The sequence below is a fragment of the Vibrio sp. 10N.261.55.A10 genome (genome assembly GCF_041470825.1).
GTDB lineage: Bacteria > Pseudomonadota > Gammaproteobacteria > Enterobacterales > Vibrionaceae > Vibrio > Vibrio crassostreae_C.
The window spans coordinates 1-24946 of sequence record NZ_JBFRNC010000087.1; the positions used below are offsets into that span (position 1 = coordinate 1).

General features: G+C 44.7%; 22 protein-coding genes. 6 read left to right on the top strand and 16 right to left on the bottom strand.

Features of this window, described 5'->3' with window-relative positions; all coding sequences use genetic code 11:
* Nucleotides 1–150: 150 nt before the first annotated feature.
* Nucleotides 151–1218 (bottom strand): protease SohB, encoded by a 1068-nt coding sequence (sohB, locus tag AB4274_RS20905; protein ID WP_181257266.1) that lies wholly within the window; start codon nucleotides 1216–1218, stop codon nucleotides 151–153.
* Nucleotides 1219–1355: 137 nt separating this feature from the next.
* Here sohB and AB4274_RS20910 point away from each other — a divergent pair, with 137 nt between their 5' ends.
* The 4 genes from AB4274_RS20910 (at nucleotide 1356) to AB4274_RS20925 (ending at nucleotide 7801) form a co-directional block, all read left to right on the top strand.
* Nucleotides 1356–2096, top strand: a complete 741-nt coding sequence (locus AB4274_RS20910) for a YciK family oxidoreductase (RefSeq protein ID WP_372113112.1) — start codon at nucleotides 1356–1358, stop codon at nucleotides 2094–2096.
* Between the two features lie 318 nt (nucleotides 2097–2414).
* Nucleotides 2415–3122, top strand: coding sequence for a translesion DNA synthesis-associated protein ImuA (imuA, locus tag AB4274_RS20915; protein ID WP_017063488.1), 708 nt, complete (start codon nucleotides 2415–2417; stop codon nucleotides 3120–3122).
* Between the two features lie 3 nt (nucleotides 3123–3125).
* The gene (locus tag AB4274_RS20920; RefSeq protein ID WP_102319685.1) at nucleotides 3126–4595 is read left to right on the top strand and encodes a DNA polymerase Y family protein; all 1470 of its coding nucleotides are present in this window, start codon (nucleotides 3126–3128) and stop codon (nucleotides 4593–4595) included.
* 113 nt (nucleotides 4596–4708) lie between these two features.
* Entirely contained in the window at nucleotides 4709–7801 is a 3093-nt protein-coding gene (locus tag AB4274_RS20925) for an error-prone DNA polymerase (RefSeq protein ID WP_372113114.1), read from the top strand.
* A 333-nt stretch (nucleotides 7802–8134) separates the two neighbouring features.
* Here the strand turns inward: AB4274_RS20925 and AB4274_RS20930 are convergent, their stop codons facing one another.
* Both AB4274_RS20930 and AB4274_RS20935 read right to left on the bottom strand, forming a co-directional pair.
* Nucleotides 8135–9076 (bottom strand): chemotaxis protein CheV, encoded by a 942-nt coding sequence (locus AB4274_RS20930; RefSeq protein WP_017062139.1) that lies wholly within the window; start codon nucleotides 9074–9076, stop codon nucleotides 8135–8137.
* 168 nt (nucleotides 9077–9244) lie between these two features.
* Nucleotides 9245–10462 carry an ROK family protein gene (locus tag AB4274_RS20935; RefSeq protein ID WP_136973549.1) on the bottom strand — a complete coding sequence of 406 codons (1218 nt, stop codon included), beginning with the start codon at nucleotides 10460–10462 and terminating at the stop codon, nucleotides 9245–9247.
* A gap of 319 nt (nucleotides 10463–10781) precedes the next feature.
* Between AB4274_RS20935 and pyk the strand changes: the two genes are divergently transcribed.
* Nucleotides 10782–12230: a pyruvate kinase gene (gene pyk, locus AB4274_RS20940; protein WP_372113116.1), complete on the top strand. Its 1449-nt coding sequence runs from the start codon at nucleotides 10782–10784 to the stop codon at nucleotides 12228–12230.
* Between the two features lie 159 nt (nucleotides 12231–12389).
* Here the strand turns inward: pyk and AB4274_RS20945 are convergent, their stop codons facing one another.
* Nucleotides 12390–13604: a patatin family protein gene (locus tag AB4274_RS20945; protein ID WP_136982864.1), complete on the bottom strand. Its 1215-nt coding sequence runs from the start codon at nucleotides 13602–13604 to the stop codon at nucleotides 12390–12392.
* A 41-nt stretch (nucleotides 13605–13645) separates the two neighbouring features.
* Nucleotides 13646–13735: a YnhF family membrane protein gene (locus tag AB4274_RS20950; protein WP_100214626.1), complete on the bottom strand. Its 90-nt coding sequence runs from the start codon at nucleotides 13733–13735 to the stop codon at nucleotides 13646–13648.
* A 145-nt stretch (nucleotides 13736–13880) separates the two neighbouring features.
* On the opposite strand from AB4274_RS20950, the gene AB4274_RS20955 reads away from it, so the two are divergent.
* Entirely contained in the window at nucleotides 13881–14474 is a 594-nt protein-coding gene (locus tag AB4274_RS20955) for a porin family protein (protein ID WP_372113118.1), read from the top strand.
* Nucleotides 14475–14566: 92 nt separating this feature from the next.
* On the opposite strand, the gene AB4274_RS20960 is transcribed toward AB4274_RS20955, so the two are convergent.
* The 11 genes from AB4274_RS20960 to fabD all read right to left on the bottom strand — a co-directional run bounded on the left by AB4274_RS20960 (nucleotide 14567) and on the right by fabD (nucleotide 24867).
* Nucleotides 14567–14971, bottom strand: coding sequence for a hypothetical protein (locus tag AB4274_RS20960; RefSeq protein ID WP_017062144.1), 405 nt, complete (start codon nucleotides 14969–14971; stop codon nucleotides 14567–14569).
* A gap of 229 nt (nucleotides 14972–15200) precedes the next feature.
* On the bottom strand, nucleotides 15201–16631 hold the full coding sequence (gene ptsG, locus AB4274_RS20965) for a PTS glucose transporter subunit IIBC (protein ID WP_017062145.1): 1431 nt from the start codon (nucleotides 16629–16631) through the stop codon (nucleotides 15201–15203).
* Between the two features lie 445 nt (nucleotides 16632–17076).
* Complete coding sequence (locus tag AB4274_RS20970; RefSeq protein ID WP_017063483.1) at nucleotides 17077–17844, bottom strand: TatD family hydrolase; 768 nt, start codon at nucleotides 17842–17844, stop codon at nucleotides 17077–17079.
* The gene (locus tag AB4274_RS20975; protein ID WP_017062147.1) at nucleotides 17835–18800 is read right to left on the bottom strand and encodes a DNA polymerase III subunit delta'; all 966 of its coding nucleotides are present in this window, start codon (nucleotides 18798–18800) and stop codon (nucleotides 17835–17837) included. The genes AB4274_RS20970 and AB4274_RS20975 overlap by 10 nt, the downstream gene beginning before the upstream one ends.
* 6 nt (nucleotides 18801–18806) lie before the next feature.
* A complete protein-coding gene (gene tmk / locus AB4274_RS20980; RefSeq protein ID WP_017062148.1) occupies nucleotides 18807–19439 on the bottom strand; it encodes a dTMP kinase in 633 nt (210 codons plus the stop codon).
* 10 nt (nucleotides 19440–19449) lie between these two features.
* Nucleotides 19450–20466, bottom strand: coding sequence for an endolytic transglycosylase MltG (mltG, locus tag AB4274_RS20985; protein ID WP_372099116.1), 1017 nt, complete (start codon nucleotides 20464–20466; stop codon nucleotides 19450–19452).
* The gene (gene pabC, locus AB4274_RS20990; RefSeq protein WP_065583975.1) at nucleotides 20463–21341 is read right to left on the bottom strand and encodes an aminodeoxychorismate lyase; all 879 of its coding nucleotides are present in this window, start codon (nucleotides 21339–21341) and stop codon (nucleotides 20463–20465) included. The genes mltG and pabC overlap by 4 nt, the downstream gene beginning before the upstream one ends.
* Nucleotides 21342–21445: 104 nt before the next feature.
* The gene (gene fabF / locus AB4274_RS20995; RefSeq protein ID WP_010437291.1) at nucleotides 21446–22690 is read right to left on the bottom strand and encodes a beta-ketoacyl-ACP synthase II; all 1245 of its coding nucleotides are present in this window, start codon (nucleotides 22688–22690) and stop codon (nucleotides 21446–21448) included.
* Nucleotides 22691–22783: 93 nt separating this feature from the next.
* On the bottom strand, nucleotides 22784–23017 hold the full coding sequence (gene acpP, locus AB4274_RS21000) for an acyl carrier protein (RefSeq protein WP_004737381.1): 234 nt from the start codon (nucleotides 23015–23017) through the stop codon (nucleotides 22784–22786).
* Between the two features lie 166 nt (nucleotides 23018–23183).
* Nucleotides 23184–23918, bottom strand: coding sequence for a 3-oxoacyl-ACP reductase FabG (gene fabG, locus AB4274_RS21005; protein ID WP_029235138.1), 735 nt, complete (start codon nucleotides 23916–23918; stop codon nucleotides 23184–23186).
* A 25-nt stretch (nucleotides 23919–23943) separates the two neighbouring features.
* Entirely contained in the window at nucleotides 23944–24867 is a 924-nt protein-coding gene (gene fabD, locus AB4274_RS21010) for an ACP S-malonyltransferase (protein WP_017063479.1), read from the bottom strand.
* Nucleotides 24868–24946: the final 79 nt, after the last annotated feature.

Sequence of the window (24946 nt, forward strand, 5' to 3'; positions counted from 1 at the left end):
GCGATGAACCATAAAAAAGCGCATAAGTCTGATGACTTATGCGCTTTCTTTTTAAGGCTCAAACGTCTTCAATAGACGCAAGGCACTAAATCTAGATACTAGAGCTAGAGCTAATACTAAAACTAAAACTAAAACTAAAACTAAATAAGCTTAAACAATCGGCTTTTGGCCGCGTTCAATCAGCTTCATCAGCACGCTGTCTGCAGATTTACCTGCCACGCCCGCTAGTTTGTCTGACAGCTTTTTCTTCTGTACGTAGTGAATCGCTAGAACCGTTTTGTCCTTACATGCCGCTACGACTAAATCATCAGAAGTGCTGATCTCATCCACCAGCCCAAGCTCATGTGCTTGTGTACCAAACCAGTGTTCACCCGTTGCTACTTTTTCAAGATCGAGTGCTGGACGATGGTCACGGATGAAGTCTTTGAATAGGCCATGTGTCTCTTCGAGCTCTTCTTTAAACTTCTCGCGTGCTTTATCGCTGTTCTCACCAAACATAGTAAGTGTGCGTTTGTACTCACCCGCCGTTAGCTGTTCGAACTCAATATTATGCTTTTTAAGCAGTTTATTGAAGTTTGGCAGTTGAGCAATAACACCAATAGAGCCAACAATAGCAAAAGGTGCAGATACAATTTTGTCTGCGATACATGCCATCATGTAACCACCACTCGCGGCTACTTTGTCTACCGAGATAGTCAGAGGTAGGCCTGCTGCTTTGATACGGTCGAGTTGAGAAGACGCCAAACCATAGCCGTGAACCATGCCACCGCCAGACTCAAGCTTAAGCAAGACTTCATCACCTTCACGAGCCACAGCCAACACCGCCGTTACCTCTTCACGTAGAGAAGCCACTTCTTTCGCATCAATGCTGCCATTAAAATCGAGAACGAATAGGTGTGGTTCACGCTTGCTATCAAGCTCACCCTCTTTCGCTGCTTTTTTCACTTCTTTGCCACGTGATTTTACTTTTTCTTTTTCCGCTTTCTTTTCTGCTTTATCACGGGCTTTGATGAAAGCATCATCGTGTAGATGGTGCTCTAATTGTTCAATCGTCTGTTTATGGTGCTCAGATAGGTTCGTGATTTCCAGCTCACCTTTAATCGCGCTTGATTTTCCACCCACCGATTTAGCAATCACTAAAATTGCAATGATGGCGATTACAACGGTCGCAATCTTGGCTAAAAACAAGCCGTAGTCCAACAAAAATTCCAATGTCATATCCCCTAATGTATGAATTAGTGTATTGTAACCATCTTGTCACGATTACCAAGAATTTCTCATCATTCCTGCGTTTATCTGTGTGATTAAACACCAATGGAATGACGAACATAATAAAAGAAAGAAGGATAAGCACAGTGGATTACCCAATCTCTACAGATGCCCTCAAAGATAAAGTAATTTTGGTTACAGGTGCCGGTGCTGGCATTGGTCGCCAAGCAGCACTAAGCTTCGCTCAACATGGTGCAACTGTCATTCTGTTAGGCCGCAATGTTAAAAACCTTGAATTCATTTACGATGAAATCGAAAGCGCTGGTTACCCAAAACCTGCGATTATCCCATTGGATTTAAAAGGTGCGACAAAGCAGAACTACGTTGATATGGCTGAAACCATTCAATCACAGTTCGGTCGTTTAGACGGTCTACTTCATAATGCTGGCGTTCTTGGCACTCTGAGCCCGTTTGAGCAGATTGATGAAGAAACCTTTGATGATGTTATGCAGATCAATGTGAAGTCTGAGTTCTTGATGACTCAAGCTCTGCTACCTGCACTTAAAAAAGCAGAAGCAGGTCGTATCGTATTTACCTCTTCAACGGTTGGTCACTCTGGCCGTGCATTCTGGGGCACTTACGCAATTTCTAAGTTTGCTACCGAAGGTATGATGCAGATCCTAGCGGACGAGCTTGAAGACACAAACATCCGTGTTAACGCAATCAATCCAGGCGGCACTCAAACACGTATGCGTGCAAAAGCGTACCCAGGAGAAGATGCGAATAAGCTAAAAACGCCACTCGACATCATCCCACTGTACCTACACTTAATGAACCCAAGTGTGACAGACATTAATGGCCAATGTATCGATGCTCAACCTAAGTAACTTGATATCATTGACCAATAGTAAAAAGTCGCTTCCATAGCGGCTTTTTTTGTATCTAAATCAATCAACTAACACTGATACCAATCGTAGTAAATAACTGGTCATCCTAGCTTGTTAAAACACTCGATAACGGCGTTAGAAATTTTGATTGTAGAATAACTACTTATCGAAAATTTCTGCCTTGTTCTCAAGCATTTTTCCTGCGCTATTTATGATCACTTACTTACTGTGATTGGTATTATTCCCCTAATTTTCGTCATTTTGCTTTGCATCTTTTCCATTGTTAAATATACTGTATAAATATACAGGTATTTAATTATGCATGAACTAATAAAAAACTTACAAGACCGCCAGCTAATCTGGAAAGGGTTACAATCAACAACGCAAGGAAGCACCACTTCAACAGGCTATCCTCAACTGGATAAACAGCTTGATGGCGGCTTCCCGACGCACGGCGTTATTGAAGTTGAATCACAACAAGGGATCGGCGAGCTTCGCCTACTGACGCCCTATTTATCTCAACAAAACTCGCAAAAACTGGCCATATTCATTAACCCGCCAGGGAAGATCTGTGCTGAGTTTTTTAACAGCCAAGGCATTGAATTAGAAAACATTCTCGTTATCCAGCCTCAACGCGATCTCGATGCGTTGTGGGCAGCTGAGCAGTGCCTCAAAAGCGGCGCTTGTCACTCTGTATTGCTATGGGGAGCCGATCTAGAAATACACCAAACAAAGCGCCTACAAGCAGCCAGTGAAACCGGTAAGTGCCTGCAGTTTCACTTTAAAGCCACCAGCCATAATCAATTATCCCTGCCCGTTTCCTTAAGCATGAAACTCTCTTCTCACGCGCAGGGATTAAAGGTTGAAGTGACTAAGAGAAAAGGCAGCTGGTCGTATGGCAGCTTTATTCTAGACATGACACACTACTGGCCGTTACTCACAGAGAAAGTCGTTTATGAAGACAATTCAGACCGCGCTTTGTCTGGTAACACTGTGCTGGCTTTTCCTATTGCGAAGCAAGGCTAACGTATGTTGTGGCTTTATCTGCACTTTCCATCTCTGCAGTTGGATACCTTGTTTAACTCTAATGAATTGGGTTCGAGCGAAGACTCACGCGAACAACCTATTATCATCGTGGATGAAAAAGATCACCATGTACTGCAAGCAAACCCAGCTGCGCTGCAATCGGGAATTTCGCTTGGTATGGGCTTAGGGTCTGCAGCAGCTTTGTGCCACAACTTACACGTCCACCCTTACAGTATTGAACTGGAGAAAAGTAAGCTTAAAGAGATCGCTCAATGGGCGTATCTGGTCACTTCCGACATGGCGTTATTGCCACCTAATGGTTTGTTGATTAAAGCCTCTAACATGCTGTCACTTTACGACGGGCTAGATAACTACTGGCATGAGCTCAAAAGCCACTTAGAAACGCTCAATATCCAGTTCAGCTTCGCTACGGGTTATTCGCCGCTTTCTGCGATCCTTTTGGGTAAGCAAGCGATCAACCAAGCAACAAACAATATTGAGCAGATGAAAACTTGGGTCAATCAACAAGCATTAATTTCCAGTGAGCTACCGACCAAGCAAGTGGAACGCCTGAACCGTGTCGGTATCAATACCGTTGAAGACTTATTAAAGCTGCCTTTGCAAGAGGTCGCACGCCGCTTTGATATCGACTTGGTGAATTATGTCGGTCGCCTTAACGGCCAGTTCAAGCACCCGATTGATTTCTATCATCCACCAGAGAATTTCCAGCAATATTTGGAGCTATTGTTTGATATTGAAAACATCCTATTTATCGAAAAGCCGTTGCTGAAATTACTGAATCAACTCGAATGTTTTTTGAAGCTACGCGATCGAGTGGCTTTCGAGTTAACTCTGACTTTACACCTAAGAGATAAAGACGATCACCCTGTCTCTTTTTATTCGGCACAAGGTGATTACCTTGCTGAAAAATGGGCGAACCTTACTCATCTCACCTTAGAGTCACTCAAGCTCACCGCACCGGTTCAAGGACTGACCCTCAGCTTGGTTCGTCATGGAGAACCCCAAATGGCCTACCATGATCTTTTTGATGGTAATACCGGAACACTTGCCGCGTTAGATTTGCTCTCACTACTGCAAGCAAAGCTTGGACAAGCCTGTATTCAAACACCAAAAATACAGCACGACCCAAGGCCAGAAAAGGCCAATCAGTATTCGCTCCCAACACTGAGTAAGTCTGTGACAAAAAGGCAAACACCCCCAGAGAGCGAGCAACAAACCATAGCTCTCAGCGTCGTTCAACAGCGGCTCAGGCCCAGTATTTTACTGCCAGAGCCCGAAGCCTTAACCGAAAGCGTCACCTTATCTCAAGGCCCAGAGCGCATTGTGTCTGGCTGGTGGGACGGAGAGAAGGTCATTCGTGACTACTTTATTGCTCACAGCGAAAACGGTCGGTGGCTCTGGATATTTAGAACGCCAGATAAACAGTGGTTTTTGCACGGCTTATTTAGCTAGTCGGTAAGAACGTAAGTCAGCAAGAAACTTTGTTAGCTCCTCCGTTCTACTTATTCAATTTCAGCGTCCCTTTTCAATCATGTTCACTCGCAATGGTTAAGTGAGATTACGTTATGTCTCAGCAATACTCAGAGCTATTTTGCCAAAGCAATTACTCCTTCCTTGAGGGAGCCTCACACGCAGAGGAGCTTGTTTTACAGGCCGATTTCTTGCGTTACAAAGCACTCGCGGTTACTGATGAGTGCTCAGTCGCGGGCATCGTTAAGGTTCACTCTGCGATCAAGCAACATAAACTATCACTCAAGCAAATTGTCGGGAGCATGTTTTGGCTAAATGAAGAGTGCCAAGTGGTCTTGATATGCCCAAACAGACAAGCCTACGCCGAGCTGTGCCGTATTATTACCAACGCGAGACGTCGTAGCAGCAAGGGACATTATCAGCTCTCTGAGTGGGATATCATGTCGGCTAAGCACTGCTTTATTCTTTGGCTTCCTCAACAGAAAAATGAAGACGCACACTGGGGGCAATGGCTCTCCCAGCATCATTCAGGTCGGTTGTGGATCGGCTTACAAAGACACCTAAAGCAAACCGACCAGCAGTACACAGATTACTGCGTTGAGCTGTCACAACATCACCAACTGCCGATTACAGCTTGTGGTGGTGTGTTGATGCACAATGCGAATCGCTTACCCTTGCAGCACTCACTCACTGCGATTAAATATCAAAAACCCATTACCGAAGTGGGCAGTCACTTACTCGCTAATGCAGAACGTTGTTTACGGAGTATCAATAAGCTCTCTCATATCTTCAAAGCGGAGTGGCTAGAAGAGAGCAACCGCATCGCTGAGTTGTGTGAATTTGATTTAGATAGCTTACGATACGAATATCCCTGTGAACTGATTCCTCAAAGTGAGACACCCATGAGTTATCTGCGCATGTTGGTCGAAAAGGGAAAACGAACTCGCTTCCCACAAGGTGTCCCTAATGACATTCAACAAATCATAGATAAAGAATTGGGATTAATTGACGAGCTTGACTACCCTTTCTTTTTTCTCACCATTCACGACATCGTGATGTTTGCTAAAAGCCAAGGCATTCTTTACCAAGGTCGAGGTTCAGCTGCCAATTCCGTGGTGTGTTATTGCTTAGAAATCACCTCAGTCGACCCAAGGCAGATTTCAGTGCTATTTGAACGTTTCATCAGTAAAGAGCGCGATGAGCCGCCCGATATTGATGTCGATTTTGAACACGAACGCCGTGAAGAAGTTATTCAATACATCTATCAAAAATACGGTAGAGAAAGGGCTGCACTTGCCGCAACGGTCATCTCTTATCGCTTTAAAAGTGCGGTAATAGATGTCGGCAAAGCATTAGGGCTACAAGAAACCCAGCTCGACTACTTCATCAAGAACACCAACCGTAGGGACAAAAGCCTAGGTTGGCAGGCTCAGCTCACTCAATTGGGTCTACAACCTGATTCTTTGAAGGGGCAACAGTTTATCCACTTGGTGAATGAGATCATCGGCTTTCCACGTCACCTATCTCAACACGTTGGTGGCTTTGTCATATCTTCAGGGCCTTTGTATGAACTGGTTCCCGTCGAAAATGCAGCGATGCACGATCGAACCATTATCCAATGGGATAAGGATGATCTAGAAACCTTAGGCTTGCTGAAAGTTGATGTGCTCGCGTTGGGTATGCTCTCTGCGATTCGTAAATGTTTCGACCTGATCAAACGTATTCACGGGCGATCACTGACCATTGCTGAGATCACTCGCCTTAAGGACGATCCTCAGGTTTACGGCATGATTCAGCGAGCAGACACAGTCGGGATATTCCAAATTGAGTCACGCGCACAAATGAGCATGCTGCCAAGGCTTAAACCGAAGACTTATTACGACTTGGTGATTCAAATCGCTATCGTGCGTCCAGGACCAATTCAAGGCGATATGGTTCATCCGTTCTTAAAGCGTCGAGATGGCATTGAGCCAATCAGTTATCCATCTAAAGACGTGGAATCAGTACTGTCGCGCACCTTAGGTGTACCGATATTCCAAGAGCAAGTGATCAAACTCGCGATGGTCGCTGCAGGGTTCACAGGCGGAGAAGCAGATCAACTCAGACGGGCAATGGCCGCTTGGAAGAAAAATGGCAACGTCTTTAAGTTTAAAAACAAACTCATCGAAGGAATGCAAAAGCGCGGCTATGAGACAGAGTTTGCTGAGCAGATCTTTAAACAGATATGCGGCTTTGGCGAGTACGGTTTTCCTGAAAGCCACTCCGCTTCGTTTGCGGTGTTAGCGTATTGCTCCGCTTGGTTGAAATGCTACTACCCAGAGTGCTTCTACGCTTCTCTGTTGAATAGCCAACCGATGGGGTTTTATAGCCCTTCACAGTTGGTACAAGACGCACAACGACACAATGTGGTGATACTTCCGGTATGTGTGAACGCTTCTCAAAACGACCACACGGTTGCCCCTCATCAGAATGGTCTAGCGATTCGCTTAGGGCTGCGACAAATCAAAGGATTCAGCGAGCATGGAATTCAAAGCGTGCTCGCCAATCGTCCACCATCCGGTTATCGCCACCCTAGTCAGGTGAAACAGTTATCGATGAATAAGAAAGATATCGAGCTACTGGCATCGGCCAATGCGCTACATAACGTTTCTGGAGACCGCTTCCAGACTCGCTGGGCGATCATGGACTCGGCGTCGGATTTACCTCTGTTTAGCCAAGCCTATGACGATGCTGAGGCAGGGTATGACGAACATGTACTGCACAAGCCCAACGAGATGCAAGATCTACTCGAAGACTTCACCAGTGTCGGAATTTCATTGAACAAGCACCCCATCACTTTGCTCGAAGAAGCAGGACGATTAGGTCGATTCACACACATGAAAGATTTAATACAGCAAAGACACAAATCTATGGTCACCGTTGTCGGATTAGTCACAGGTAAACAATCTCCCGGCACCGCGGCAGGTGTCACCTTTGTTACGCTGGAAGATAGCACTGGCAATATTAATGTCGTGGTATGGGGAGCAACCGCACGCGCTCAACAGCAAGCTTATCTCACAGCCAAGGCGTTAAAAGTACAAGGGATATTAGAAAAAGAAGGTGAAGTCGTGCATGTTATCGCGGGAAAACTTATCGATATTACCGATGAAATTGTTGGCTTGAAAACCAAATCTCGGGATTTTCATTAGCGAAGTACCAACTGTTCTCAATCGATCATTGGCTAAAGAAAAGAGAGAAAGAAAAACGAAAAAAGGAAGCATCCGCTTCCCTTCAATTCCAGTTGTTGAGTTATGACTCAACTTCAGCTTCCGTACGTCTTTTCTTAAATTCCCTATACAGTAATAAGCTCAAAGTCATGACGACTTTAGACGTTAACCATATCATTAAGAGGAACTACCTTAGATTGTGTGTGAAAAATTACGCTAGTAGTTGAGCATATTTCGTTAAGAAAAATATGCTACGTGAATATTAGCAAGCGTTTTCTATAAGGTCACTCAAAACAAACCGTACAGCAGCATTAATTATAAAATCTGACGCATTCGCTCTTGAGTCACTTCAACCAAGAGGTCTGGCTGGAACTTAGAAATAAAGCGGTTACACCCTACTTTCTCAACCATAGCTTCATTAAAACTTCCACTTAATGAAGTATTTAGCGTGATGAATAGGTCATGCATTCTTGGGTCAGTACGTACTTCGTGTGTCAGCTTGTAGCCGTCCATTTCAGGCATTTCAGCATCGGTGATCATCAACAATATTTCTTGATTGATGTCTTTGCCTTCATCACACCAGCCCTTAAGTAAGGTCAGTGCTTCTAAGCCATCACAACACTCAATAATGTTCAAACCCAACTGCGACAAGGTGCCTTTGATCTGGTTACGCGCTGTTGAAGAGTCATCAACGATAAGCACGTTACGTCCTATCATCTCCTGAGCTAATTGTTCATCTAAAACGCCTTCAGAGATCGAGACATCGTAATCAATGATCTCAGCCAACACTTTCTCAACATCGATGATCTCGACGATCTTGTGCTGCTCTTCTTCTTGAATATGCGTAATAGCGGTTAGGTAGTTTGCACGGCCTGTTGTCTTTGGCGGCGGCTGGATTTCTGTCCATGTCGTGTTCACGATATTACGAACTTGCCCAACCAAGAAACCTTGTACGGTTCGGTTGTATTCCGTAATAATCAGGTTGCTCTCTTGAGACTCCGCACGAGATGGCGGAAAGCCAATGGCACTGCGTAAATCGATAACAGGCACCGATTCACCACGTAAAGACGCAACACCCGTAATATGATGATGAGAGCCCGGTAAGCGAGTGAGTACTGGCACTTTGAGGACTTCTTTCACTTTAAATACGTTAATCGCAAATAGTTGACGACTATTTAAGCTGAATAACAAGAGTTCCAGACGGTTTTCACCGACCAGTTTGGTTCTCTGATCAACCGAATTTAAAACGCCAGACATACAACACCTTAGTGACAAATAATAACTGTGGCTACAATAGCCTACTTCAATAGGTTAAAGCAAAGCGCCAATGCACAGAATGCTTAAACTAAGTACAACAAATGATGTTATACAAAGCTTAAGTACATGGAAAGGTTCAAGGTAAGGCTACAAGACGAGAAAAAGGGGTTAACCTTCAATAACTTTCATTAACAGTTGGCCATCGTATAAGGCCTGCTTGATGAGCGCAGCACCTGGCATGGTTGCCTGCTTATAAAAACGAGATTCCACCAGCTCTAAGTCTTTATGGTAAACCGATAGACTCTGCTCTTCGATACACTTTTGAATCGCCGGGTATAACACGCTCTTCGCCTGATTGATAACACCACCCACCAAGATTTTCTCTGGGTTGAACAGGTTAATCACAATCGCAATCGCAGAACCTAGATAACGGCCTAACTGTTCAATCACTTCGACAGCCAGCGGATCCCCATTAGCAGCGGCAGCACAGATCTGTTCAATAGTGACGTCTTCAAACACCGTTAGCGTTGATTCTTCACCATTTACCAATCGCTCTTTGACTTGGTCACGGATTGCCTGAGAACTCGCCACCGTTTCTAAACAGCCTCGATTACCACAGTGGCAAAGCTTGCCTTCCTTGTCGATCTGGATATGCCCCAACTCACCGATGTTACCGTGACGTCCTTGCAGAACGCGACCATCAAGAATGATCCCGGCACCTAAACCGTGGTGAATCGAGATAAGAACAGAGTTGTCGTTGTCTTGTGAGTTACCAAACAGCTTTTCTGCTAATGCCCACGCTCGGGTATCATTGGCAATAAAAACTGGCAAACCGGTTTCTTTGTAGATCTCCGGCCCCAACGCTAAGTTTTCAACGTTATAGTGCGGCATCTGCAACACAATACCTTGCTCTGAATTCACCAGACCTGGCAGTGTGATAGCGATACTCGTCACCCTGTCGAGTTGCTCGGCATAGGTTTGGAAGAACTCATCGATTTCATGGAGAAGACGCGCAAGCACATCGTCTTGATCACGTTCATGGATATCAATCTTGGTATCGATAAGCACGTCGCCGCCCAATTCATGGAGCGCGATCGTCAAGTATCCGCGACCAAGACGCATCGACAAAAATTGCCAACCTTCGTTATTGGTTTGCAGACCGACAGCAGGACGCCCACGAGTCGTGGCTTCTTGAACCGTCGTTTCGTGAATAAGGTGAGCTTCAATGAGTTCACGGGTAATTTTAGTAATACTCGCCGGAGCCAACTCACTTTGCTTGGACAGATCGATACGAGAAATAGGACCTTTAAGGTCAATTAGTTTATATACACGACCAGCATTGACCTGTTTGATATGATCAATATGGCCCGGTTGAGCCATGTACATTTTACGCTCCAGAAATCATCAACGAGGTAATTTTTTTACTTTGCGAAGTAATTGTGAAGTCACTTGGTATATCGCCGTGACCAGTATCACGTATATACATGAATCTTTGTGTATCGAGTCAAATAGTTCGAGGGAAATTAACACCCACATCGATAATTTGCGACTTAATTTTCAGAATAAAACATCGCATTTGAGCCCTGAATTCAATAATTAAAGGCAAATCAAGAAATATCCTCCTAGCTCCCAATAAATTATCAATTAATGCATATACTTAATTCAGTCTTTTAAAAGATTACTTGGCCTCACTCTAGGAGTATTCATGACAGCCGAATTAAGAAAAACGAAAATCGTCACAACGCTAGGCCCTTCTACTGATAAAGGTAACGCGCTTGAAGAGATCATCAAAGCCGGTGCCAATATTGTTCGTATGAACTTCTCTCACGGCACCAGCGACGACCATATACAACGCGCAGAAAAAGTCAGAGCAATAGCAAAAAGACACGGTACTCAAATCGCCATTCTCGGAGACTTACAAGGTCCCAAGATTCGTGTGTCAACATTCAAAGATGGCAAAATCCAACTTGCCGTAGGCGACCTGTTCACTCTCGATAGCAGCCTAGGTTTAGGTGAAGGCAATCAAGAAGCCGTTGGCCTTGATTACAAAGAACTGCCTAACGACGTATCCGCCGGCGATATACTGTTGCTTGACGATGGTCGTGTTCAACTCAAAGTAACCAAAGTGGAAGGCTGTCGCGTTCATACCGAAGTCATCATTGGCGGCCCACTCTCAAATAACAAAGGCATCAACAAAAAAGGGGGTGGCCTTTCCGCAGAAGCGCTAACAGAAAAAGACAAGCGCGACATCGTCACCGCCGCACAAATCAAAGTGGATTACCTAGCGGTGTCTTTCCCTCGTAATGGTGAAGACATGCACTATGCTCGTCAGCTTGCACGAGAAGCCGGCTTAGAAGCTCACCTCGTCGCAAAAGTGGAGCGAGCAGAGACAGTAGCTACAGTTGAGAACATGGATGACATCATAATGGCCTCAGATGTGGTCATGGTGGCTCGTGGTGACCTCGGAGTGGAAATTGGCGACCCTGAGTTAGTCGGAGTACAAAAACAGCTTATACGCCGTGCCAGAGCGCTTAACCGAACTGTCATCACCGCAACTCAGATGATGGAATCAATGATTTCTGCGCCAATGCCAACCCGTGCCGAAGTTATGGATGTTGCCAACGCCGTACTCGATGGCACCGATGCTGTGATGCTGTCTGGTGAAACTGCAGCTGGTGACTACCCAGTCGAGACCGTAAAATCGATGGCTGAAGTCTGTATTGGTGCGGAAAAAATGGCAGGCATTAATAACCAATCCAATTACCGTATTGACCGCACCTTTGTTACTGCCGAAGAAACCGTTTCGATGGCGACCATCTACTCTGCAAACCATATGGAAGGCATTAAAGGCGTTGTCACTCTAACCGAGTCGGGCCGCACTGCACTGATGATGTCTCGCCTAAGTGCTGACATGCCTATTTACGCGCTGTCTCGTAACGAAGGAACGCTTAATCGCTGTACCTTGTACCGAGGTGTAACACCTATCTACTTCGAGACAGAAGCCAAAGACAGCTTTGATATTGCACTATCAACGTTAGATTGCCTGAAAGAAGAAGGATACCTTAAGTTTGGCGACCTAGTGATCGTCACTCAAGGCGACATTATGGATGTAGCAGGGTCAACCAACTGTATGAGAATCTTGCCTGTCACCTGATATTTGACCTTAAGGCGAAACGATTTGCCTAATCTCAAAAACTTAAAAGGGTTATCGAACCAAGTTCAATAACCCTTTTTCATTTCAGAACACTACTCACTACAATCTGCTTAAACAGCATAACGAGCTCACAGCATGCTAGCTCATCAACTTCGAGAATTACTTGCCAGCAGCAATGGTGGCTAACTGTGGCATATGAGAATTGCGCGCGTTTTCCGTTGAGGTATAGGTCTCCACAAATCGGTAACCGGCTTCTAAACCCAATTCGTAATCATGCAGTAAATCATCTTTATGACTCATTAATGAGCTCGATTTAAGCGTTTGACTAGGTGCTATCTGAACCACAAACGCGTCGTCTGGTGGCGAATTCAAAAAATCCTGAGTCAATGAGTAGGTCTGATAATGCACCATCAGCATGTCAGCCAACCCTGAATCAAACTTATCTCCGATTAAATGACTTAAGCGATAAATATCATCTGCACCAAATAGCCAGCGACCACCGTTCAGCAGGTCTAAATGCCCACGGTCACGCTTCTGCTCTTTTGAGCGCATAATTTGTTGTTGGAAGAAAGAGGTCCAGTCGGTTTTCCACTGTTCCACTTTCTGTTGCCAATGGCCTTGAACACTGTCGAAAGATTCGCGGAACCACTCCAGTTCTTCTGCAGATATAGGTTTAGGCGCTTTGACTGAAGATCCCTTAACTGGTGCTTCAACCAAATGGGTATTACCTTCCTCCACCACTGGCTCAGTACGAATCACCACAATAGAACGAGCTTGTCTTCGCCACGCTTCCTGAACTGGGATACACGCCGATACACCACCGTCCACATAAGCACTGTCACCAATAAAGACTTCGTCATTGTACAAGCGAGGAATAGCACAGGTCGCAATCATCACCTTGTACCAATCTTCGCCCAATAATGGGAAGTAGTGGTCTCGTAAGTCTTTGGAATCCGTTACAGCCGCATAGAAGTGGCGATCGCCTAGCGTTTGTCGCCCTAAATCCAGATCGAGCTTATATGGGTAAGCCATGATTTGTTCTAGCGCCCATTCTAATCCTAGGTTCTTTCTGTGTCGTATATAGGAAAAGAGATTGAAGAACTCTGGTGAGGTTGTGAGGTCGAGAACAAAAGAACGTCCAAGGCCTTTATCACGGCACAGATAAGCACATAAGTTGAGAGCACCTGCTGAGGTACCAAAAAATTCGTCGAAGGGGTCAAAATTTGAGAGAAGAAAGGCATCCAGCACTCCAGAAGTAAAAATACTTCTCTGTCCGCCACCTTGAGCGACCAGTGCTGTTTTTCCAGCAATAAACTTAGCGTAATAATCCAAGTCTATTGCTGTATCAATATTGGTTATAATCCCACTATTCATTATTCCCTGAGTATCAAAACTCAGCCTCGCAATAGATGGTATTAACTACCAATCGCAATAAAGCCAAATGAAAGAATGATCATGTAGATAAACACGGTAATTTGTAGGGCATTTTTCAGATTATGGTCCATAGACACCTCTGGTTTATTATTAATTTGTCGAGTCTCTATTTAAGTACTATCAGGTGTGTGAAGTATCTTCAAGAATCGTCGAAATTAGTCGCACAATATTGATGTAACCATCACAATTAGTAAGTGTATGGATAAGGATATACTCATGAGTAACAAAGCAAATATGATGGCACTGATTACGCTTCTCTCCGTTTCAAGCGCGTATGCTTCGCCGGAGATCATCATTACACCTATGGTAGGTTATACCGGCGGTGGCAGTGTCGAAGACCAGGACGGTAAAACCTATGACATGAAAGGCTCTGAAAATTACACCTTTGCCATTGAAACGCCACTTGAAAAAGGACGCATCGGCTTCTTCTACTCCAATCAGAGCTCGGAATTAGAAACGCTTAACCTAAGCTCCTCCATCCAATACCTGCACCTTCAAAGCAGCATCTACTACCCTGCTTCGCCTGTGTTGTCGGGTTATCTAGGGCTAGGCCTGGGTGCTTCTTACGTCGATGTAGACTGGGCAAAAGATAAGTATGGATTCTCAACTTCTATCTTTGGTGGCTTAGAGTACAAATTTAGTGACCGACTAGCGTTGAACACACAAGTACGTTGGTTAGGCACGGTTGTCGACAACGATACCTCCGGTGTTTGTAATATCCCAAATAACGGGCAAGAGTGCATCATTCGCTTTGATACCGACTGGATGAACCAATTCCAAGCCAATGTCGGACTGAGTTTTACTTTCTAAGCGGCTCAATGAAGCAAAAATATAAGATCGGCCCAAACTAAAAAACCAGCTAAATGCTGGTTTTTTCATTATTAAAACGGTTTTAGTTCAGGTTAGAACTTATAGGTAACACCTAAAGCGCCGCCCACTTGCAACTCAACACCTTTATACATATCGAGTTCAGGGTGAACTTGAGCGTAAGCATTCCAACCTTCGTAGAAATTCACTTTCACGCCTAACGGCAAGCGTAAGCCAAAGTCGTCATTCCATTCAGCCCAAGCACCAGCACCGACGTACCAGCTCAACGGAGCTTCAGTCTCGAACTGACCACGCTTCAAAATGTAATCAAAGGCAGCGCCGTCATTGCCAATCGTAGCACGGTATTTCTGATCAAATTCCACAACGACACTCAGGTCTTGGTCAATGGCGAGTCCCACTTCCAAAGCTGGAGCTTCAGAAGCTTGAGCAAACGAGGCTCCGCTGCAGCACATAAGGCCGATCAAGTAACGATGTTTCATAATATTCTCAGACTGTATTTAAAAAACGGAAGTCTACTGGAATCTCAGCAAAAGGTGTCATCGCTGGGTAAAAGATAAAAGACACGAAAAATTTAAGAGCAACCATCAACTGATCGAGTTGAATGATAAGTATCTGAGTTAATGGAGATTAAGCACAATAGATCTTTCATAGAGCAGAAAACAAAAAAGGAGGCCTTTCGGCCTCCTTTCAATTTATTGAATCAGAGAATTAACCGTTGTTACGGATCCACTCATCCATGTCTGTCTTAAGGTTGTCAGACTTAGTACCGAAGATAGCTTGTACGCCACCCGCTACTACTACAACACCTGCAGCGCCTAGTTTCTTCAGCTTGTCTTGGTCAACAAGAGCTGTATCAGCTACTGCAACACGTAGACGAGTAATACAAGCGTCAAGACCAGTGATGTTCGCTTTACCACCGAATGCAGCAACTAGCTCACCAGCAAGTTCAGAACCAGTCGCAACTGACTCTTCTTCAGTCTCGTCTTCACGGCCTGGAGTTTTAAGGTCTAGAGCTTTAATCACAGTGCGGAATACGATGTAGTAAATTGCAGCGTAAGCAATACCACATACAACCATTAGGCCCATCTTAGACGCGTTGCCAGATAGAACTAGGAAGTCGATTAGACCGTGTGAGAAAGATGTACCGTGTACAAAACCTAGAGTGTTCGCAAGAACGTATGCAGAACCAGCTAGTAGAGCGTGGATTGCGTACAGTACTGGAGCAACGAATAGGAAAGAGAATTCGATTGGTTCAGTGATACCCGTTAGGAATGAAGTCAACGCAGCAGAAGCCATGATGCCCATTACTTTAGCGCGGTTTTCAGGCTTAGCTGAGTGTGCAATCGCGATTGCAGCAGCAGGTAGACCGAACATCTTGAACATGTAACCACCAGCTAGCTGACCGAAGCCATTGCCCGCTGCACGAGATGCGTCATCAGCAACTAAGTAACAAGTAAGAACACCGTTTTGAGTTTCGCCAGCAGCGTTTACACAAGTACCAGCTTCAAAGAAGAAAGGTACGTTCCAAACGTGGTGAAGACCAAATGGAATTAGAGAACGCTCAACGATACCGTAGATACCAAACGCCACTTGTGGGTTTTGGTGAGCAGCCCAATCAGAGAACGCAGAGATAGCGCCGCCAACTGGTGGCCATACTACAGATAGTAGGATTGCTAGACCAATCGCAGAGAAACCTGTGATGATTGGCACAGCACGCTTACCAGCGAAGAAGCCAAGGTACTCTGGTAGTTGAATACGGAAGAAACGGTTGAATGCCCAAGCAGCAACACCACCGACTAGGATACCACCTAGTACACCAGTATCGATTTTATCAACGCCCATTACACCAGCCATTACGCCAAGTGTAGCAGTCATGATGCCATAACCAACGATAGCAGCTAGACCCGCTACACCATCGTTGTTAGTAAAGCCAAGTGCAACACCTACTGCGAACAGTAGTGCCATTTGACCGAATACTGAACCACCAGCTTGTTCCATTAAGTTTGAAACGATTTCTGGAATGAAAGGAAGATCTGCTGCACCGACACCTAGCAAAATACCCGCAACTGGTAAAACTGATACTGGAAGCATCAGAGACTTACCAACTTTCTGCAGGCTAGCAAAAAGGTTCTTAAACATGTTTATGCTCCTGATAAAGATAAAATAATTATATTGGGTTCTAACGGCACACCCCCGTAGCCTATATGTTAGCACCCTGCGAAAATGTAACCATGTATTGCATTATATTTTCTGCCGCTAAATATATATTGATGGGGAACTAACTTTCTAGTCACTTACGAAATTTAGTTTCAAAACACGTCTTGGATCACATGTCAAATCTAGAAATGCAATGCTTTACAAGTGTTTAATGCATTGAAATATATAAGTATTTTTCAAGAGCCCTATTATTTTACTGGGTAAATAAAATAGGAGCGAATGTTATTTTTAGTAACAAAATTACAAATGTTATAATTAGCGCTCTCAAGTTCAACATAATTCGTAAACATTAAAAAAAAACGTATTTTTGGTGATCAAAAACACAAAAAGGGAGCTTTTGCTCCCTTTTATTTGTTTACTTAGATTTTTATCGCAAAAAAAGTTTTTGGTAATTTTTGGTCGTTTGTTCGGCAACCTCTTTCATCGACACACCTTTTAATTGCGCAATGTAGGCCGCCACTTCGACGACATATGCAGGCTGATTCTGCTTTCCACGATATGGAATGGGCGCCAAGTATGGAGAATCCGTCTCGATCAGCAACCTGTTTAGCGGTAGGTTTTTAACAACTTCTTTAAGTTCTGTAGCCTGCTTAAAGGTCACAATGCCTGAAATTGAGATATAGAAACCTAGTTCCATTGCTGCTTCTGCGAATGCTTGATCTTCGGTAAAGCAGTGAATCACACCGCCACACTTCTCAGCTCCGCCATCACGTAAAATAGCTAATGTGTCTTCACGTGCGTTACGAGTGTGAATGATCAAAGGTTTATTCAGCTCAACGGCTAACTCAACATGCTGCTTAAATCGTAGCTGTTGCAGCTCCGCCGTCTCTGGTTGGTAGTGATAATCTAAACCTGTCTCTCCAATCGCCACAACCTTAGGGTTGCTCGCGTATTCACGCATTGTCTCTAGGCTGAAATCACTTTCAACATCGAGAGGGTGAACGCCACAAGAGGCTTTAACGTTATCAAACGGCGAGATCATCTCGAGCATATTTTCAAACGAATCGAGTGTCACACCGACAGAAAGCAATTGGTCTACATTAGCAGCCTTCGCCTTGTTAACCACATCTTCTACGCTGGTGTGTAAATCTTGGTAATCCAGTTTGTCTAAATGACAGTGGGAATCTACGAACATGTTTCCTCGCAAGTGGCTATCAGCCAATTCATTATGAGTAGCTCCGTATTGAGCCCAGGGTGTTGCTTTAACTGCTCAATCAATGTCAGCAGTTTATTCGATGCTGCATAAGCACTTTGATAAGACATCGCCTCACACAGTGCTTTCGCACTCGGAGTGAAAGCCTGATTCGCCAAACCAAAATGCAGCTTCTGTACATCTGACAATAGATGCCAAAGCCAGCCAAGTTGAATCAAAGGGTCTTTGCTAAGCTCTGTAGAGAACTTTAGCATGTCAGGTTGAGTGCCTTTTATCACATTCACAAAGCCATCGAGCGCTTTTGTTGAAGCTTCAACGCCACCTTGCTCAAACATCGCTTTTGCTTTTAAAGGCGCGTTGTCATTGAGTGCTAAAATATACTGCGGTACCGCTTTGCCCACTTCACCATCTAACCACGCTGATGCTGTCTCTAACTGCGGACTAACCACATTGAATTGCTGACAACGGCTAATAATAGTCGGCATTAAGCGATTACTGTTACGAGTAGACAGAATGAAGATGCACTTGCTTGATGGCTCTTCCAGAGTTTTCAATAGTGCGTTGGAAGCCGATTCGTTCATTGCTTCAGCAGGGTTAAGCAAAATAACGCGCAAACCACCTAACTGAGAAGACTCTTGAGCCCAGCGGTTACTGGCACGCACTTGATCAACCGTGATCGACTTACCTTCTTTCTCGGGTGAGATCACATGAAAATCAGGATGACTGCCCGACTTCATTAACTCACAGCTGTGGCAAAACCCGCACGACTCGCTTTCATAGTTCGTGCACATCAATGCGTCGGTAAGTTGGCTAATCAAAGCATCAACGCCGAGCCCTTCCGGTGCATTAACAATCACAGAGTTAGGAAAACGCTCCGCATCGAGACTTTTTTTCCACTCACTCCATACCGGTGTGAGCCAAGAATACACTTCAGCCATGACTACCTACTGTTTGTCGAGCCAAGCAGTTAGCGCGACTTTAATATCAGCGGCTACTTGCTCAATTTCTTGCTGCGCGTTAATCACAAGTACAGAATCATCTTGTTCTGCAATTTCTAGATAGCGCTCACGCGTGCGGTCGAAAAATGAGATGTCCATCTTTTCAATTCTATCAAGCTCACCACGGCCTCTAGCACGCTCTAGCCCTACTCTAGGGTCTAGGTCCAAATATAGCGTTAGATCGGGTTTAAAGCCGCCTAGCGTGGTTGCTTTCAGTGATTCCATAGTCGTGCGCGCGATCTGGCGACCACCACCTTGGTATGCCTGTGAAGACATATCATGACGATCACCCAATACCCATTGACCATTGGCGAGTGCCGGCTTGATGACGTTCTCGACTAATTGAACACGTGCTGCATACATCAACAGCAATTCAGTCATGTCTTGAAGCTTCTCGCCTTCGTGCTCTTCTTTAACCAATGAACGCATCTTTTCAGCTAAGACAGTACCACCCGGCTCGCGAGTATTAACAATATCTTCAACACCCGATGCTTTTAATGTCTCAACGATGGCATTGATTGCTGTACTTTTGCCAGCACCTTCAAGGCCTTCAACTACGATAAATTTCGACTGATTCATAATTATTTCTTTATTTGTTTTTTCTTAATTGCTTTAAGTAAGCTCGTACTGCACGGTTATGCTCAGTCAAACTCTTTGAAAATACGTGACCGCCAGTTCCACTCGCAACGAAATACAGGTAGTTGCTCTTCTCTGGATTCAGCGCAGCATTGATAGACGCTTTGCCCGCCATTGCAATCGGCGTCGGTGGTAAACCACTCATTGTATAAGTGTTGTATGGCGTTGGAGTACGTAAGTCTTTCTTACGTATATTGCCTTTGTAACTGTCGCCCATGCCGTAGATAACCGTTGGGTCAGTTTGCAGACGCATACGCTTGTTCAAGCGATTAACGAACACAGAAGACACACGCTCACGTTCTGACGCAACAGCGGTCTCTTTCTCAATGATAGACGCAAGAATTAGCGCTTCATATGGCGATTTAAGAGGCAGTTTATCGGCTCTATTTTCCCACTCATCATTGACCACGTTCATCAGATCTCGGTGGGCACGTTTCAACAAATCTAAATCCGTTGTGCCATAGGTGTAGTGGTATGTTTCCGCTAAGAAAAGACCTTCTAGCTTTTCATTTTCGATACCAAGCTTTTGTGCGATCTCTTTTTCAGAGACATCATTCAACGTCTGTTGAATGAATTCATTGTCTTTTAGCTGAACAAGCCACTCGTCAAAACGACTGCCTTCAACAAAGGTAATAGTAAACTGGTGTTCTTTCCCTTCTACAAGCACCTGTAGCGCTTGCTCTAAGGTTAAACCCGGTTCAAGCAGGAAAGTACCCGCTTTTACGTCTACAAGCTCAGGATGTAACTTACGGATTAATTTCTCGTAAGGAGAAGCCTCAAACAGCCCCTCGTTAATCAACTGGGCTAGAACGCGGTTAAAGCTGCTACCTGAAGCAACAGTCACGACTTGTGGTTTTTCTAATTGAATAACTTGTTTCAGGTTATCTTGCGCTTGGTTGTAAACATAAAAACCAGCAGCACCGGCTGCAATTAAGCACAAGATAATAAAAATAAATAACTTTTTGATCACGAGTTTAGTTGTCCTTGAAGGCTACGAGTAACGGTTCCAATGTTAAATTGGGTATCACTAATACGGGTAACTGGGGCAACCCCTAAAATGGAGTTTGTCATGAAAACCTCATCAGCTTGCATGAGTTGAGATAAGCAGTAGTCACTAATTGTAACGGAAAGTTCAGCCTGATTCAGCGCGGTTAACACTTGCTTACGCATAACCCCCGCGACACCACTTTGAGTGAGTTGAGGTGTGTATATCGACTGACCTTTGCGCCAGAACAGATTGGCCATGGTAGTTTCAATCACATTGCCCGATATATCAAGAACCACACCATCCACTTCATTAGCTTGATCCATTTCATCTTTCATCAAAATCTGCTCAAGGCGATTATTGTGCTTATGGCCAGCCAGTAGTGGGCTCAAACCTAGCGCTTGATGGCAGATACCGAGTTCAACACCGGAGTCTTGCCACGCTGAATAATGGCTTGGGTAATCAAAGGTACTGATGGTGATTGTCGGCTTGGCGATATTCTTGGTACTGTAGCCACGCCCACCCGCTCCACGACTAACGTGCAGCTTGATCCCTGCTTTTTGATTATGAGGCTTGTTGGCGTTATGGAGCTTCTTTGAACCATCAAGGCTCTTTGTGCCATGAAGAGCGTTATGTTGGATGTGTTGAAGCGCAGTATCGAGCCAAAGACTAACAACATCCCAATCAAGAGCAGAAATGCGTAGCGCTTTAAGGCACTCGTCGACACGGTGCTGATGATCGTGAAGATGTTGTATCTCACCATCACTCACGAGCATTGTCGTAAAACAGCCGTCTCCGTACTGAAACGAGCGATCCAAAATATCGATAGTTTGCTGGCTTTCTCCATCAACCCAAAACATGTTTTTCCCCATAAAAAGAAACGGCTCAATGCTAAAGCATCAAGCCGTTTAAAAACAAGTCTAATTGTGACTATCTACGAGTGTTTACGTCTTTAATAAGATGATTAAATCTTTTTGAAGATCAAACAGCCGTTTGTACCACCGAAACCGAATGAGTTACATGCAGCATATTCCATGTTGCTAACTTCACGCGCAGTGTGAGGTACTAAGTCAATATCTAAGCCTTCTTCGGGATCATCTAGGTTGATTGTTGGTGGAACAATTTGGTCAACCAGAGACATAGCCGTGATGATAGCTTCAGCAGAACCAGCAGCACCTAGAAGGTGGCCTGTCATTGATTTCGTAGAAGAAACCAATACTTGCTTGCTGCCTGCTTCGCCAAGAGCACGCTTGATGCCCTTAACTTCCGCTACGTCACCTGCAGGAGTCGAAGTACCGTGTGCGTTTACATAACCGATTTGTTCACCAGTAATGCCAGCATCACGCATAGCCGCTTCCATTGCTAGTGCGCCACCTGAGCCATCTTCACTTGGAGATGTCATGTGGTAAGCGTCACCCGACATACCGAAGCCAACTAGCTCACAGTAAATCTTAGCGCCACGAGCTTTCGCATGTTCGTACTCTTCAAGAACCATCATGCCTGCACCGTCGCCAAGAACGAAGCCATCACGGCCTTTGTCCCATGGACGAGAAGCTTTTTGAGGCTCATCGTTACGAGTAGAAAGTGCTTTAGCCGCACCAAAACCGCCCATACCTAGTGGAGTTGATGCTTTTTCAGCACCACCCGCTAGCATTGCGTCTGCATCGCCGTATGCAATCATACGAGCCGCGTGACCAATGTTATGTAGGCCAGTCGTACATGCAGTAGAAATCGCGATGTTTGGACCGCGTAGGCCACGCATGATAGACATGTGACCAGCAATCATATTCACGATCGTCGACGGTACGAAGAACGGGCTGATCTTACGAGGGCCTTTTTCAGTTAGAGCTTGGTGACCGGCTTCGATCAAACCAAGACCACCAATACCAGAACCGATAGCAACACCCACACGTGGAGCGTTTTCTTCAGTAATAGTTAGGGCTGAATCATCTAAAGCTTGAATACCTGCTGCGACGCCGTACTGGATGAACAAGTCCATCTTACGAGCATCTTTTTTAGTCATATACTCTTCGCAGTTAAAGTCTTTAACTAGACCTGCAAAACGAGTTGAGAAATTGGTTGCATCAAAATGATCGATATTAACGATACCACTTTGACCAGCTAGCAGGGCTTTCCAAGAAGATTCTACAGTGTTGCCTACCGGTGACAACATACCCATGCCAGTGACAACTACACGACGCTTGGACACGATTTTACACTCCGGGGATTGAGGTGATTTAAGATGAGGATAGATGAGTTAGATAAAACACAGGCGGTCGAGGTGACCGCCTGGGAGAGATTATTACTGAGCGCTAGTTACGTAATCGATAGCTGCTTGAACAGTAGTAATTTTCTCAGCTTCTTCATCTGGGATTTCAGTGTCGAATTCTTCTTCTAGAGCCATTACTAGCTCTACTGTGTCTAGAGAATCTGCACCTAGGTCATCAACGAAAGAAGCTTCGTTTTTAACTTCAGCTTCGTCTACACCTAGCTGTTCAACAATGATTTTCTTTACGCGTTCTTCGAGGTTGCTCATTTTTTCTTTTCCTTTACAGAGTTCGCTTTATGCGATGTTTTCCGTAGTTTATTCAATCTATTGAAAGTTGCAAGGTCAACTTTTCTGGTCAAACCACAATTTTCACGATTTTAACCGAAATTACGTATGATCTTGACTTAAATCATGCACAAATGTTGCACATAATTTACACCATGTACATACCGCCATTGACGTGAAGTGTTTCACCTGTGATATAAGCTGCCGCAGGTGACGCCAAAAATACCACAGCTTCAGCGATTTCGCGAGGGTCACCTAGTCGACCTGCTGGTACATTCGCCAAAGTTGCTGCACGTTGGTCATCATTTAGCGCTTTAGTCATGTCAGTTTCGATGAAACCAGGAGCTACAGTGTTCACTGTAACGCCACGAGACGCAACTTCACGAGCCATTGATTTAGTAAAACCAATTACGCCTGCTTTTGCAGCTGCGTAGTTAGCTTGACCAGCGTTACCCATAGTACCTACTACAGAACCAACGTTTACGATACGGCCTTGACGTTTCTTCATCATGCCACGCAATACAGCTTTAGACATGCGGAAGATAGGCGTTAGGTTAGTATCGATGATGTCATTCCATTCGTCGTCTTTCATACGCATCAGTAGGTTATCACGAGTGATACCTGCGTTGTTAACTAGAATGTCAATCGCACCGAATTCATCGTTGATGGTTTTCAGTGTAGCAGCAATTGAGTCAGTATCCGTTACATTAAGAGCAAGACCTTTACCGTTCTCACCAAGGTACTCGCTGATTGCAGCTGCGCCGCCTTCAGATGTCGCAGTACCGATAACTTTAGCACCACGCTCAACTAAAAGTTCAGCGATTGCACGACCGATGCCACGGCTTGCGCCTGTAACTAGTGCAACTTTGCCTTCTAAATTCATCATAACTTCTCTATTAAGTGGTTATTTACTTAGCAGCTTCTAGTGATGCAGTATCATTAACTGCAGCAGCTGTCATAGTTTTTACGATTCGTTTTGTTAGACCAGTAAGAACTTTACCAGGGCCTAATTCAAGTAGCTTCTCAACGCCTTGCTCATTCATCGCTTGTACACCTTCAGTCCAACGAACTGGGCTGTATAGCTGACGAACAAGTGCGTCTTTAATTTTTGCAGGGTCTGTTTCAGCAATAACATCAACGTTATTGATAACAGGCAATGCTGGCGTGTTGAACTCTAGAGCTTCTAGAGCCACTGCTAGTTTATCTGCTGCTGGCTTCATCAGTGCACAGTGAGACGGCACAGAAACAGGTAACGGAAGTGCACGCTTAGCGCCCGCTTCTTTACAAAGTGCACCAGCACGCTCTACTGCAGCTTTGTTACCCGCGATAACAACTTGGCCAGGAGAGTTAAAGTTAACTGGAGACACAACTTCGTCTTGCGCAGCTTCTTCACACGCTTTAGCAATCGCTTCATCGTCTAGACCGATGATTGCGTACATTGCACCAACACCTGCAGGAACCGCTTCTTGCATCAGTTGACCACGTAGTTCAACCAGCTTGATCGCTTCTTTAAAGTCGATAACGCCGGCACATACAAGAGCAGAATATTCACCTAGGCTGTGACCTGCTAGATTTACAGGTTGCTCTAGGCCAAGCTCTTGCCATACACGCCAAATTGCAACAGACGCTGTTAATAGAGCCGGTTGAGTGCGAAAAGTTTCATTTAGATTTTCTACAGGACCATCTTGAACCAATGCCCATAGATCGTAACCAAGTGCTTCTGAAGCTTCAGCAAATGTCTTTTTAACAACATCATACTGTTCGCCTAGGTCAGCAAGCATACCGATAGCTTGAGAGCCTTGGCCTGGGAATACGATAGCAAATTTGCTCATTGTAATTTTCCTTTAAGCAAAGCAAAAAATTGAATAAGGCACATAAGTTATGTGCCTTGTTTGTTGATTATCGCTTAGG